The 13,913-nt window shown below is 59.9% G+C and carries 12 protein-coding genes; 8 read left to right on the forward strand and 4 right to left on the reverse strand.

Annotation, left to right across the window (positions count from 1 at the left end; translation table 11 throughout):
* Positions 1-40 precede the first annotated feature (40 nt).
* From ispG to Z945_RS0114255, 3 genes are read left to right on the forward strand one after another with little or no spacing between them, the layout of a single operon-like run.
* Complete coding sequence (gene ispG / locus Z945_RS0114245; protein WP_025052774.1) at positions 41-1,186, forward strand: flavodoxin-dependent (E)-4-hydroxy-3-methylbut-2-enyl-diphosphate synthase; 1,146 nt, start codon at positions 41-43, stop codon at positions 1,184-1,186.
* A 51-nt stretch (positions 1,187-1,237) separates the two neighbouring features.
* A complete protein-coding gene (locus tag Z945_RS0114250; protein ID WP_025052775.1) occupies positions 1,238-2,392 on the forward strand; it encodes a DNA cytosine methyltransferase in 1,155 nt (384 codons plus the stop codon).
* Positions 2,389-2,928, forward strand: coding sequence for a GIY-YIG nuclease family protein (locus tag Z945_RS0114255; protein ID WP_025052776.1), 540 nt, complete (start codon positions 2,389-2,391; stop codon positions 2,926-2,928). The genes Z945_RS0114250 and Z945_RS0114255 overlap by 4 nt, the downstream gene beginning before the upstream one ends.
* A 2-nt stretch (positions 2,929-2,930) precedes the next feature.
* On the opposite strand, the gene Z945_RS0114260 is transcribed toward Z945_RS0114255, so the two are convergent.
* Positions 2,931-3,674 (reverse strand): DsbA family protein, encoded by a 744-nt coding sequence (locus Z945_RS0114260; protein ID WP_025052777.1) that lies wholly within the window; start codon positions 3,672-3,674, stop codon positions 2,931-2,933.
* Between the two features lie 86 nt (positions 3,675-3,760).
* Between Z945_RS0114260 and Z945_RS0114265 the strand changes: the two genes are divergently transcribed.
* The 5 genes from Z945_RS0114265 (at position 3,761) to Z945_RS0114285 (ending at position 11,567) form a co-directional block, all read left to right on the forward strand.
* Entirely contained in the window at positions 3,761-4,903 is a 1,143-nt protein-coding gene (locus tag Z945_RS0114265; RefSeq protein ID WP_025052778.1) for a pyridoxal phosphate-dependent aminotransferase, read from the forward strand.
* Between the two features lie 63 nt (positions 4,904-4,966).
* Positions 4,967-6,187, forward strand: a complete 1,221-nt coding sequence (locus tag Z945_RS0114270) for an N-acetylmuramoyl-L-alanine amidase (protein ID WP_025052779.1) — start codon at positions 4,967-4,969, stop codon at positions 6,185-6,187.
* Positions 6,188-6,309: 122 nt separating this feature from the next.
* Positions 6,310-8,862 carry a penicillin-binding protein 1A gene (locus Z945_RS0114275; protein ID WP_025052780.1) on the forward strand — a complete coding sequence of 851 codons (2,553 nt, stop codon included), beginning with the start codon at positions 6,310-6,312 and terminating at the stop codon, positions 8,860-8,862.
* Between the two features lie 95 nt (positions 8,863-8,957).
* A complete protein-coding gene (gene prfB, locus Z945_RS0114280; protein ID WP_025052781.1) occupies positions 8,958-10,082 on the forward strand; it encodes a peptide chain release factor 2 in 1,125 nt (374 codons plus the stop codon).
* Between the two features lie 75 nt (positions 10,083-10,157).
* A complete protein-coding gene (locus Z945_RS0114285) occupies positions 10,158-11,567 on the forward strand; it encodes an amidase (protein ID WP_025052782.1) in 1,410 nt (469 codons plus the stop codon).
* Positions 11,568-11,570: 3 nt separating this feature from the next.
* Here Z945_RS0114285 and Z945_RS0114290 read toward each other — a convergent pair whose 3' ends face one another.
* From Z945_RS0114290 to Z945_RS0114300, 3 genes are all read right to left on the reverse strand, one after another.
* Positions 11,571-11,810: a hypothetical protein gene (locus Z945_RS0114290; RefSeq protein WP_025052783.1), complete on the reverse strand. Its 240-nt coding sequence runs from the start codon at positions 11,808-11,810 to the stop codon at positions 11,571-11,573.
* Entirely contained in the window at positions 11,807-12,967 is a 1,161-nt protein-coding gene (locus Z945_RS0114295) for an aromatic ring-hydroxylating oxygenase subunit alpha (RefSeq protein ID WP_025052784.1), read from the reverse strand. Before Z945_RS0114295 ends, Z945_RS0114290 begins: the two co-directional genes overlap by 4 nt.
* Before the next feature lie 121 nt (positions 12,968-13,088).
* Positions 13,089-13,880 carry a helix-turn-helix domain-containing protein gene (locus Z945_RS0114300; protein WP_241434510.1) on the reverse strand — a complete coding sequence of 264 codons (792 nt, stop codon included), beginning with the start codon at positions 13,878-13,880 and terminating at the stop codon, positions 13,089-13,091.
* Between the last annotated feature and the right edge of the window lie 33 nt (positions 13,881-13,913).

The following is a 13,913-nucleotide window of genomic DNA, read 5'->3' on the forward strand; positions in this document are numbered from 1 at the left end:
CTAGGTACTGGGCAGTGCTCTTTGCCTGAAAGCTGATCCTATGTCGCTGAACCACATCCGTCCTTGGCGCAATATTTACCGCCGGGAATCCCGCCAGATTATGGTGGGAAACGTGCCTGTGGGGGGGGATGCGCCGATCACGGTTCAGACCATGACGAACACGCTGACCACCGACATCAGAGGCACCATCGCACAGGTACAGGCCGCAGCCGACGCAGGCGCTGACATCGTGCGCATCTCTGTTCCGGATGAGGATTCTTCAAAAGCGCTTAAGGAAATCGTGCGCGAGGTGTCCGTCCCTATCGTTGCCGACATCCACTTCCACTACAAACGCGGGATCGAAGCGGCAGAGGCAGGGGCCGCCTGTCTGCGGATCAATCCGGGCAACATCGGTGACGAGAAGCGCGTGAAGGAAGTGATCAAGGCCGCACGCGACCACAATTGTTCCATCCGCATCGGCGTGAATGCCGGATCCCTAGAAAAACACCTGCTGGATAAATACGGCGAACCATGCCCCGACGCGATGGTGGAATCCGGTCTCGATCACATCAAGATCCTGCAAGACAACGACTTTCACGAGTTCAAGATCAGCTGCAAGGCGTCCGATGTTTTCATGGCTGCTGCCGCCTATCAGCAATTGGCCGAAGCCACGGATGCGCCCATTCATCTGGGTATCACCGAAGCGGGCGGCCTGACATCCGGCACGATCAAGTCGGCCATCGGGCTGGGCAATTTGCTGTGGATGGGCATCGGCGACACGATCCGCGTATCCCTATCCGCCGACCCGGTGGAAGAGGTCAAAGTCGGCTATGAGATCCTCAAATCGCTCGGCCTGCGCCACCGCGGCGTGAATATCATTTCCTGCCCCTCCTGTGCGCGGCAGGGGTTCGACGTGATCAAGACGGTCGAAGCGCTGGAACAGCGGTTGGAGCATATCAAAACCCCGATGAGCCTGAGCATCATCGGCTGTGTGGTGAACGGCCCCGGTGAGGCGCTAATGACGGATGTAGGCTTTACCGGCGGCGGTGCGGGGTCCGGCATGGTCTATCTTGCGGGCAAACAAAGCCACAAGCAGGACAACGCCAGCATGATCGACCACATTGTCGAGCAGGTCGAAAAGAAAGCCGCGCAGATCGAAGCGGAGACAGCCGAAGGCGAAGGCAGCAGCACCGCCGCCGCAGGCTAATCCCAGCCTTTTTCCTGTCGACAGTTTTTGGGTCCGGTATTAGACATAGATATGGTGTCGGAGCTGAATAAAAGCCCCAGATTTGCGGAGTTTTTCTGCGGCGGCGGGATGGTGCGCGCGGGCTTGGGCGCGGGCTGGACTTGCGCCTATGCCAACGACATTGATCCCATGAAATGTGCCACCTACCGTGATAATTGGGGGGGCGAGGCGCTGGTCGAGGGCGATATCGCCAGCATTGATCCGGCCCCTTTGATGGAACACATCGACCTTTATTGGGCCTCCAGCCCCTGTCAGGATTTCTCGCTCGCGGGCAAGGGGCAGGGGTTGCGCGGCAAACGCAGCGGTGTCTTCACCGAATGGGCGCGGCACATTGGCAACGCGGTAGAGCAAGGCTTTGCGCCGCGCATCATCGCTTTCGAAAATGTCACCGGCTTGATGACCCGCAACGCGGGCAGCGATCTGAACGCGGTGCTGCGTCAATTGGTCAAACTCGGCTACCGTGTCGGCGCGCTCGAGATTGATGCTGCGCATTTCCTGCCACAAAGCCGCCCGCGTCTGTTTATCGTCGGCGTGCGGCAGGACTTGCCGCTAACGGGTTTGAGTCAGAGCGCCGCAAGCGGTCCTTTTCACACCCCAAAAATTCAGGCCTACGCGCGGCGCTTGCCGAAAGATCTCGTTCGAAACTGGGTCTGGTGGCATCACACAGCACCCGACGCAGCGCCGCCCGCGCTGGAGCAGATGATCGACAGCAAACCCGACACTCAATGGCTGAACGAAGCAGAGGTGGATCGCCTGTTCAACATGATGTCCGAACCCAGCGAGAACCGTATGGCAAAGGCGCGCAAGGGGCGAAAGACGCAGATCGGCATGCTCTACAAGCGGGGCCGTCCCGACGCGGAGGGCCAGATGCGGCAGCGGGCCGAGGTGCGCTTTGACGGGTTGGCTGGCTGCTTGCGCACGCCCGGCGGTGGATCGTCCCGCCAGACAGTTGTCTTTGTGCGCGGCAACCAGACGCGTGCGCGGCTTTTGTCCAGCAAGGAGGTCGCGCGGCTGATGGGGTTGCCCGACAGCTACCGGATGCCCGCGCGCTATAATCAGGCCTATCAGGTGGCGGGGGACGGGGTGGCCGTGCCGATCGTCAGCTACCTTGACCAAATGTTGTTCCAGAAAATGTTGGCCGCCGCTGCCGCCCGGCAGGTGGCATGAGCAACGCACAGGTTTTCCGCTCTAACGCCCTATCCGAGCTTACGAGCTCAATCGGGGTCTACGCGCTTTGCGATCTGGATGAACAACCCATCTATGTTGGCCAGTCCGTCGATGGCATCCGCAGCCGCGTACGTCGCCACCTGACGTCCGCCCGGTCTGATGTGATTGCCAACCGTCAGATTGATGTATGGGAGATTGCCTACGTCTGGGCATGGCCGGTTCAGGATATGGCACAGGTCGAACCGTTGGAGGCGGCAATTTTTAACCACTACGATGCCGAACAGGCGTTGATGAACGGCAAAAGTATGCACCCGTCGCTTTATGCGTCGGATTGGCCGGAAAAGCAGGTGGTGCAGGTGATTGAAGAGACCGACCGTTGCCTGCGGCTGGACCCGTCACAGCGCCTGCCGCGTCAGATCCAGCAGTACAACCTGCTTGTCGACTATATCCTGACGGTCAAGGACGCAGCGCACCTCAAACGGTCGCTTGAGGCGCATTTCCAGCGCCTCGTCAAATATCACCAGACGTTTCTGTAAGGTTAGCCGCGTTTATCGGCGACCAAGGCCTTCATCTGGTCCGCGGGCAAATAGCCGCGCAGCAGTTCATCTTTCAACACAAATGTCGGCGTGCCGCTGATCTGCAGACGCTGCGCCAGCGCGCGCGTCTCAGCAATCTCGCGGGTCACTTCGTCGCTGTCCATCTTGGCCACGATGGTATCGGCATCCAGACCGAAGGTACTGGCCAGACGGCTCAGCGCAGGCACGGTCACATCCCCGTTGAACGCCATCAGCGCATCATGTAGCGCCTTATAGCTGTCATCACCCGCCACCTGCTTCACCGCGATGGCAAAGCGCGAAGCCAGCACGGATTGGTCGCCCAGAATGGGGAACTCTTTGACAATCAGACGGATATTGCCATCGGCGCTCAGCAATTCGCTCACTTCGTCATGGGCGCGTTTGCAGTATCCGCAGCGGTAATCCAGAAACTCCACCAGCGTGATATCGCCATCGGGGTTGCCGCCGACCCATGAAAAACCATCGTCAAAGATCGCATTCGCATTGGTCGAGACCAGTGAGAAATCTGCCTGTTCCTGCGCCTGCGCTTCACGCGCCTGCAGGGCTTCGACCGCTTCCATGATCACTTCGGGGTTTTCCATCAGATAGGCGCGCACCTCAGTCCGGAACTGCGCGCGTTCGGCGTCCGTGAACGCTTTGATATCTTCCGCCGCCACAGGCAGGGCAAGCGTGGCGGCAAGAACGGGGGCGATGAAACGCTGAAGCATGAAAAGAACCTTGTACCTTAGGGACGGAGCGGGTTGACGCCCGCGCGCGGGAGAGTGAAACACGCCCCAGTGATAGGAGCAAGCCCATGCGCAGATCAACCCGGTCCAACGTCGATCCCTTTATTGTGATGGATGTCATGCAAGCCGCCGCTCAAGCCGAGGCTGCGGGTCGCCATATCATCCATATGGAGGTGGGCCAGCCCGGCACCGGTGCGCCGCGTGCAGCGGTTCAGGCACTGACGGCCGCGATGGACGTGGGGGCGTTGGGCTATACCGTGGCACTGGGGTTGCCGGCGCTTCGGGCACGGATCGCGCAGATGTATGGCGAATGGTACAATGTTGATTTGAATCCGGACCGTGTGGTGATCACACCCGGCTCTTCGGGCGGGTTTATTCTGGCCTTCACCGCGCTTTTCGACAGCGGCGACCGTGTGGGCATCGGTGCCCCCGGCTATCCCAGCTACCGCCAGATCATCCGCGCCCTGGGCATGCAGGCTATTGATATCCAGACCAGTGCCGCCAACCGCTTCCAGCCGGTGCCGGAAGATTTCGCCAGCCTTGATCTTGCAGGGTTGATGGTTGCATCGCCCGCCAATCCCACAGGCACCATGCTGGACCGTGAGGCGCTGTCGGCATTGATCGACGGCTGCGCCGCGTCCGACACCAGCATTATTTCGGACGAGATTTATCACGGCATCGAATACGAGCGTAAAGCCGTCAGCGCGCTTGAGATCACCGACGAATGCTATGTGATCAACTCCTTCTCTAAATACTTCTCGATGACCGGCTGGCGCGTGGGTTGGATGGTGGTGCCCGAAGACCATGTGCGTGTGGTCGAACGCATAGCCCAGAACATGTTCATCTGTGCGCCCCATGCCAGCCAGGTCGCGGCCTTGGCTGCGATGGACAGCACAGAAGAACTGGAACACAATATGGTGTCCTACCGCGCCAACCGTCAGCTGATGCTGGACGGGTTGGCGGACGCAGGGTTCACCAGTTTCGCGCCGCCCGACGGGGCCTTCTATGTCTATGCAGATGTGTCGGACCTGACCAAAGACAGCTTGAGCTTCGCTGCAGAAATTCTTGATAAGGCAGGCGTTTCCGTGACTCCGGGGTTGGATTTTGATCCGGTGCGCGGGGCCACTACGCTGCGGTTCTCCTACGCCCGCAGCACGGCGGACATCACCGAAGGGTTGGCACGGCTCAAAGCCTTCATGGCGGCGCGTTGAAGCGCTGGATCGGGCGAAAAACAAGTGGTAGCCTCTGCACCAGCAGCAGACACACGCGGTGATATGATACGGACTTTCATTTTGGCATTGGGGCTGTTGACGGGTTTGTCGGTGCAGCCTGCACAAGCGCAAGACCTCAGCGTGCTGGCGCGTGTCGATCCTGAGCGAAGCCAGGTGAGTGAAGGGTGGTTTGGTGCCACGACCCTCAACATCGGCCTCAGCCAAGGCGTGCCCTTTCGTGTTTTCCTACTGGATGATCCGGCGCGGCTTGTCGTGGATTTCAAAGAGGCGGACTGGACCGGTATCCGTCCAGAGATGATCCTTGCCGAGCCGGGACGTATCAATGCGGTACGCTTCGGGGCGTTCCGTACAGGGTGGTCGCGCCTTGTGGCTGATCTGACAGAGCCGATGATCCCCGAAGAGATCGCGATGCCGATTGATGAGGCGAGCGGCACCGCCCAGCTTGAGATTGTGTTGCAGAAGGCAGATGCCGCGACCTTTGCTGCCGCCGCGGGTGCCCCTGTTGATCCGACATGGGCCGCGGCGTTGACAAGCGCGCCACAGGCCACGATGCCCGAGGATGACCGCTTTGTCGTGGCCCTCGACCCCGGGCATGGCGGGATCGATCCGGGTGCGGAACGCGATGAGGTTGCCGAGAAGGACCTGATGCTTTCTTTTGCCCGTAGTCTGCGGGATATGCTTTTGCGCAACGATGTGGACGTTGTCATGACTCGCGACGAGGATGTCTTTGTCGCTTTGGAAACCCGTGTGGCATTGGCCCATCAGGCGCGTGCTGACATTTTTATCTCGATTCACGCTGACAGTCTGAGCCAAGGTGGTGCCCGCGGGGCCACGGTCTATACCTTGTCGAAAGAAGCCAGCGATGCGGCCACGGCGCATCTGGCCGCCCGCCACAACCGCGCTGATATTATCGCGGGGGCGGACCTTACCGGTTCCGATGACGAAGTAGCCGGTGTGCTGTTGGATCTTGCACGCCAAGAGACCGAGCCACGCTCCAAATCACTGGCCCGCATTTTGATCGAAGGCATGGCAGAGGTGGGCGGCCCGATGAACGCACGGCCCAAGCGGCAGGCTGGGTTCTCGGTTCTCAAATCGGCCGATATCCCATCTGTATTGGTCGAAGTGGGATTTCTGAGCTCGGACCGCGACCTGAAAAACCTGCGCGATCCGGTCTGGCGGTCGGTGATGGTGGGGGCAATGGCCGATGCGATTCTGCGATGGCGCGATCAAGACGCGACGCGTGCCCCTCTCGTGCGACAATAGCGGCGGCAAGCCTATTGATTTTATAAGCAAAATCCAGCCGACATGGGGTTTGGCGGGGTTTTGACCATTGCTTCGTCTACAGCTATACTCATTCCAAACGAAAACCATAAAGGTGCGTGCCGGTGTTCCGATTTATCCTGTCATTTTTTGGCGGTATCTTTACGACTTTGACCATGAGCATTGGCATGGTGGCGCTGACCATTGGTGCCATTTTCTGGATGTATGGCCGCGACCTGCCCAGCCACGAAAGCCTCGCGCAATATACGCCGCCCACGATCAGCCGGATCTATTCGGGGCAGGGACGTCTGATTGATGAATTTGCCAAGGAACGGCGCCTTTTTGCGCCTGCCGATACGATCCCGCCACTGATCAAACAGGCGTTCATCTCGGCCGAGGACAAGAATTTTTACGAGCACGACGGCTATGACCTGCGCGGCATTGGTGCCGCCGCGGTTGATGCTGTGAAATCGCGCGGACGCGATGTGCGCGGTGCCTCGACAATCACCCAGCAGGTGATGAAGAACTTCCTGCTGTCGGGCGACCGTCGCGCCGAGCGCAAGATCAAGGAAATCATCCTCGCTTCACGGGTGGAAGAGGCGCTCGATAAGGAAAAGATCCTCGAACTCTATCTGAACGAAATTTTCCTTGGTCAGAATTCCTATGGCGTAGCCGCCGCCGCACAAACTTATTTCAACAAGACACTGGGCGACCTGGCCCCGCATGAAGCGGCCTTTCTCGCGTCGCTGCCCAAGGCCCCCTCAGACTATCATCCCGTGCGCCGCAAAGACCGCCTTTTGCAGCGTCGCAACTTCGTTCTGCGCGAGATGAACGAAAACGGGTACATCGCCGATGATGTTTACCAGCGCGAGCGCGAAGCGCCGCTGCGGTCGGTACAGAATGGTGACTTTGAAAGCTTCAAGGCCGAACTGCCACCGCGTGACTACTTCACCGATGAGATCCGCCGTCAACTGTCCGAAAACTTTGGCGAAGGCGAATTTTTCACCGGCGGTTTGACCGTCCGCGCCACCATCGACAACGAGATGCAGCCGATTGCTGCAAACGCCTTGCGCCGTGAGTTGGAGCAATATGACAGGGGCAGGGGCGTCTGGCGTGGCACTGGCCTGAAACTGCCCGCCGAGGCACTGGTGGACGAGCAAACATGGCGCGATGCGCTGGCTGATGTCCGCGTCCCCCGTGATGTTGATCTGGAGAACCAATGGTATCCCGCCGTTGTCCTGAGCCTTGGTGACAGTGATGCGCGCATCGGGATCGAAGATGTCGAAGAAGACGCGGATGGTCATTTCATTCCCGCCAAGGACGTCCAATGGGCGCGCAAGCGGCTGGAAGATGGCAAGCTGGGCCGCAAAGCCCGCGTGGCCGCCGATCTAGTCGAGGTGGGTGATGTTGTGCTCGTGCGCCGCATGACAGCCGACGCCGATGGCAGTTTCATCCGCTGGACCCTGCGGCAGGTGCCCGAAGTGCAAGGCGCATTCGTGGCGATGGATGTGGACACAGGCCGGGTGATTGCCATGCAGGGCGGCTTTTCCTATCAGGCGTCGGTCTTTAATCGCGCTACGCAGGCACAGCGCCAGCCCGGTTCCAGCTTCAAACCTTTTGTCTATGCTTCGGCGCTCGACAGCGGCTATTCCCCCGCCACTATTGTTGTGGACGCTCCGATTGAGATCAACACGCCGCAGGGTGTCTGGCGGCCCAAGAACGCGTCCAACCGCTATTACGGCCCGACCCCCCTGCGCACCGGCATCGAACAGTCGCGGAACCTGATGACCATCCGCCTGGCCCAAGAGGTCGGCATGGACGTGGTCGGCAGCTATGCAGAGCGGTTTGGCGTCTATGATGATTTGTCGCCGGTGCTGGCCAATGCACTGGGATCGCAGGAAACCACGCTCTACCAGATGGTTAGCGCCTATGCGATGTTTGCCAATGGTGGCGAGCGGGTGCAACCCACACTGGTGGACCGTGTGCAGGACCGCTATGGCCGTACCGTCTATAAACATGACGAACGTATTTGTAACGACTGCCAGTTGGCCAGCCTTGATACCGGCGTTGCGCCGCGGGTGATTTCGAACCGCGAGCGGGTGATGGACCCGGTGACCGCCTATCAGCTGACCTCGATGATGCGCGGCGTGGTCGAGCGCGGGACGGCCCGCAAAACTGTCAGCCTTGGCGTGCCAACAGCAGGTAAGACCGGCACCACCAACGATGCCAAGGATGTCTGGTTCGTCGGCTTCACCTCCAACATCGTGGCGGGATGCTATATCGGTTATGACCAACCGCGCCCGATGGGTCGTGGCGCATCCGGCGGCGGCATGTGTGGCCCAGTCTTTCAGCGCTTCATGACGCAGGCTGTCAAGAAATACGGCGGCGGTGAGTTCAGCGTGCCTCAGGCCTGCGAATTCATCAAAATCGACCGTTTCACCGGCGCCCGCCTGAGCGGCGGTGCCTCGGGCCCCAACGTTGTGTCGGAATGTTTCCGCACGGGAGAGGAGCCGATTTTCGGCATCACCTTCGACGGTGGTTTCGCGATGGGATCGGATCTGCCGCTGGTCGAGGAAGTGAATCGCGTGTCCAAGCAGGTCACCACATCCTCCGGCAAAAAGGCGGTCGTGGGGCCAAAGGCAAGCTTTGGTACATTGTCCTCTGGTGGTCTGTACTAAGCACGGATGTCGGGCGGGGTGAAACCTGCCCAACGGCTTGATGATGGTGCATGGCTGGTCTATGTGGAACAGGCATAGAACAGGGGCATCGACCAATGCGCGCAGAGGCACAAAATACGGCTGATCAGATTGCCAAGTCCTTGGAGTTATTGGGCCAGCGGCTTGGTGTGGAAACCGCCACCCACCGGCTTGAGGAATTTAACGCCCGCGTCGAAGATCCCAACCTGTGGGATGATGCCGCTGCCGCACAAAAGCTGATGCGTGACCGTCAGGCGCTGGTCGATGCCATCGGCACCTACGAGGGCATCAAGCAAGAACTGGCCGACAACATCGAACTCATTGAACTGGGCGAGATGGAGGAAGACGAGGAAGTCATTTCGGACGCCGAAGCCGCGCTGAAAGCACTGGCGGAGACCGCTGCTCAGAAAGAGCTGGAGGCGCTGCTGGACGGAGAAGCCGACGGCAACGATACCTTCCTCGAAATCAACTCCGGCGCAGGCGGCACCGAGAGCTGCGACTGGGCCTCAATGCTGGCGCGGATGTATGTTCGCTGGGCCGAGAAAAAAGGCTATAAGGTCGAGCTTCAGTCTGAAAGCGCGGGCGAAGAGGCGGGGATCAAGTCCGCCACCTACAAGATCGCGGGCCACAATGCCTATGGCTGGATGAAGTCCGAGAGTGGCGTGCACCGGCTGGTCCGCATTTCGCCTTTCGATTCAGCGGCCAAACGGCACACGTCCTTCACGTCTGTCAAAGTCTTCCCCGTGGTCGACGACAACATCGAGATTGAGGTGAACCCCTCTGACATCCGTATCGACACCTATCGGTCTTCCGGCGCGGGCGGGCAGCACGTCAACACCACCGATTCAGCGGTGCGGATCACCCACCATCCTACCGGAATCGTCGTCACGTCGTCCGAGAAATCACAGCACCAGAACCGCGATATTGCGATGAAAGCATTGAAGAGCCGTCTTTATCAGATGGAGCTCGACAAACGCTCTGCATTGGTCAACGAGGTCCACGAGAACGCGGGCGATGCGGGCTGGGGCAATCAGATTCGCTCCTATGTTCTCCAGCCCTATCAAATGGTCAAAGACCTGCGCACCAATTACGAGACATCGGACACCAAAGGCGTCCTTGATGGCGATCTTGACGGGCTGATGGGGGCCACGCTGGCGCTGGCCGTGAGCGGCAAAAGCCGGGCCGAAGCGCAAGGCGACTGAGCAACAGGCAAAAGTTAATGCTTGCTGCGTGATTAATCGTTTGATTTTTTGCGTCATGGCCGGTTGTGTCCCTGCATGGATATTATCGAACAAGAAGCACTGACCCTGTCCCATCTGCTTGAGCGCGGGAAACTGAGTGCAGCAGAGCTGATGCACGCCACGCTTGCGCGGATTGAAGCGGTCAATGGCCGCGTGAACGCCATCGTGTCCCTGCGCGACCCCGACACCCTGATGGCCGAGGCGCGTGCAGCGGACGCCGAACCGCGCAAGGGCTGGCTGCATGGTATCCCGATTGCGGTCAAAGACTTGGCCAATGTGGCAGGGCTGCCTACCTCGATGGGCTCGCCGATTTTTGCGGGGCAGATTGCCCCGAAGGACGATCTGATGGTTGCCCGCCTGCGGGCAGCTGGCGCGATTTTTATTGGCAAGACCAACACACCCGAATTCGGGCTAGGCAGTCACACCTACAATCCGGTGCACGGCGCCACCCATAACCCCTATGCGCGGGACCGTTCGGCGGGGGGGTCGTCCGGCGGCGCTGCGGCGGCGCTGGCCTCGCGGATGCTCTCGGTGGCAGATGGGTCTGACATGATGGGTTCGCTGCGCAATCCGGCAGGCTGGAACAACGTCTACGGGATGCGGCCCACCTGGGGCAGTGTGCCTGCGGAACCGGCGGCGGATTTGTTTTTGCACCAGCTGGCCACGTCCGGACCGATGGCCCGGACACCCGGCGATCTGGCAGCGCTGAACGACACGATGACAGGTCGCGATCCGCGACAACCGTTGTCGTGCGATCTGGCTCCGGGCCTGCCCTTCACTGCACAGAACGGCCCGCGCCAGCGCATCGGCTGGCTGGGTGATTGGGGCGGTGCCTTGCCCTATGAGGGCGGCATTGATGATTTGAGCACCGCCGCATTGCGGCAATTGGAGGACATGGGCCACAGTGTCGAAAACGTGCCAGCCCCCTTTGACATGGACCTCATCTGGGACAGCTGGATTACCCTACGCTCTTTTGCGGTGGCGGGCGGATCGGCGGCCCTGCACGCGAACCCCGAAACGCGCAAGCTGTTGAAACCCGCCGCGATCTGGGAGATCGAGCGTGGCCTTGCCATGAGCACGTCGGATATATATCGGGCCTCTGCGACCCGCTCTGATTGGTTCCGCGCGGTAATGGCCTTGTTTGAAGACTATGATGTGCTGGTCCTGCCATCCGCGCAATGCTGGCCCTTTGACGTGACCCTCGACCACCCGACCGAAATCGCAGGCGTTGCGATGGATACCTATCACCGCTGGATGCAGGTGGTCATTCCGGCCGGATTGATCGGCCTGCCGGTGGTCAACATCCCCGCCGGTTTTGGCGCGAATGGTCTTCCGGGCGGTCTTCAATTGATCGGGCCACGCGGCAGCGACGGTCCTTTGCTGCAACTGGCACAGGAATGGCATGGCGTGACGGATTGGCCGAACACGCGACCGCCGGCGCTTTAGCACTCACATCCGCAGCGGGTCAGACCCCAAGGGCGCATCCCTTCCCGCTGTGACAAGCCGGCGGTGCAGGGTAGGGGCGTCTGAATGCCCCGCCTCCAGAGCGAAGACATAGGCTTGCGTGAGGAAGAATGCGGCGGCATCGGCGTTTTCAGCCACATCCGCAGCCTGCGTATAAAGCGTGATTAGCGCAGCGCAGTCATCCGCAAGATGCGCCTCCAGCAATGCCGCATCCAAATCCCTCATTCAGCGGCGATGTTACTTTGACGGTGGCGCTGCATCTGCGCGGCCACCCAGTCGTGGAACAGATGCGTTGGTCCGTCCATCGCCGGAGAAAACCGCCCGCCGTCGAAACCCACCGCATGCCGCCCGCGCTGCATGCCCTCGACCACAAATATGTCTTCGGCAAAGACTTCGCGCCATTGCTCGGTGTTCCGCGCCCTCAGGCTTTCGGCGGTCGCGGGCTGCGCATAGTAAAGATGAACATGCTCGATCGTGCGTTCCGGTCCCTGTGGGATCAGCACGATGGCGAAGGTATGGTCGCGGTGCACGCCGAACAACACATTGGGGTAGGCGGTGATATACTCCGCGCCCTCATTCCATTGCGCGGACAGGTCCTCAAAATCGGGAAAGACCTCGCCCGCTTCGCCTTTGAGCTGGCGATAGACCAGAGTGCCCTGGCCCGAGAATTTGCCGGGTGCCTCAATGTGATAGTGATCCTCCAGTCGCGAATAGCTGTTCAGCCCCGGATGCACCCAAGGCAGATGATAGCTTTCGCAGTAGTTCTCGACCGCAAGTTTCCAGTTGCAGTTGACGTCAAGCATCCAACGGCTGTCGGCCCCGCCGTGGTAGAGCGGTTTGTCGAATTCCGCCCAGCGGGCCATCAGATCGGCGTTTGCCTTTTCAAAAGGCGGGGCGGTGCCGGAAACATTGACAAAGACCACATCCATCCAGACCGTGCTGCGCACTTCAACAAGGCCCAGCAAGCTGCGATCCAGCCCGGCGTGCGTGTTATGCCCCGGTCCGCCCACATGGGGCGTGCTGACCAATTGCCCGTCCGTACTGTAGCACCAGCTGTGATAGGGACAGCGGATCGCCCCCTCGATCTTGCGCGGCGCATCGACAAGGATCATGCCCCGGTGGCGGCAGATGTTGTGAAAGACCCGCACCTGTCCCGCGCGGTCACGCACCATCAGCAAGGGCATTTCCAGAAACTCGATGGGTACCGCATCCCCGATCTCGGGCACATCCGCGCCCACGCCAAGCCCCGCCCAATTGTCGAAAAGGACTGCTTGGCGTTCTTCGGCAAAGAGGGTGGGATCAATGTAGTGGGCATTGGGTAGGCCGTTCGCTTCTGCGATGGGGCGGCGCACGCGGCTTAGATCAGTGGGGGTAGGTGCCATAAACGCTCTCCTGTCTGATACAGAAAGCCTAGGCCCAAGTCTTGCGCGGTTCGGTCCTGTCTGCGACCCGTTTGTAGCTCAGGGGCGACATGCAGCGGCAGTGAGGTCGATGGCAGTGGTATCAGCCGAAGGGCACATCTGGCTGCAACAAACGCCTATGGAACGGGGGCAGTTCATCTGCGGTGTGAAAGCCGCTTTTGCGTGCGACGGGTAAGGCGTCGGCGACGTTTGGCCCTAGGTATTCATAGACCATCCGGGTGGCCCGCAAACCGCCGACCGTCTCTGGGATCGTGCGGGTCACGTAGCCCACCCAGAAGTTGTTGTCGAAAGAAGGCACCGGACTGAGGTAGTTGAACGATGAGGTCATGGCGTTCTTGCGCGACACCAGGATCACAATGCCGTTCTCCTGGCGCATTACCATGCCGCGAAATTCCCTTGCACTGGTCGCAGTTGGCAGGTCTTGCACGGACATGGCCTGAACAGACTCAAATCCACGCACGACCGTAAAATCCTCATCGCGCCTGACCATGACCACACTCAGGATGAACACATCCTGCGTGGTAAAGCTGCGCCGCGAGAACCGGTAGAAACCATTCGGGAATAGCTCTGTCGGAACACCCGCAACACCGCTTGTTACATAGTCGCGCAGATACGGGCTGGACGGCATTCCGGTGCCGGCCATGATTTGGTCCACCGGCTCAAGTAAAACCCGCGCATCGACGTCAAAAAATGCGCAGATTCGTGCCAAGACATCCGGCCGCGGAAAGCTTTCTCCCGACAGGTAGCGGTTAAATTGGGTACGGTTTATGCCGAGCTGACGTGATAAATATGAAACAGATGTGTAAGAAGCGGCTAGTTGCCGGAGGTTGGCACCAAATACATTCCGCAGTTCGGATGGTGATTTCGTGCTCAAAGCGGGATCCATTCTCCGTATTTGGGGGCTACC

Origin of the sequence: Sulfitobacter noctilucae (assembly GCF_000622365.1) — a bacterium.
GTDB lineage: Bacteria > Pseudomonadota > Alphaproteobacteria > Rhodobacterales > Rhodobacteraceae > Sulfitobacter > Sulfitobacter noctilucae.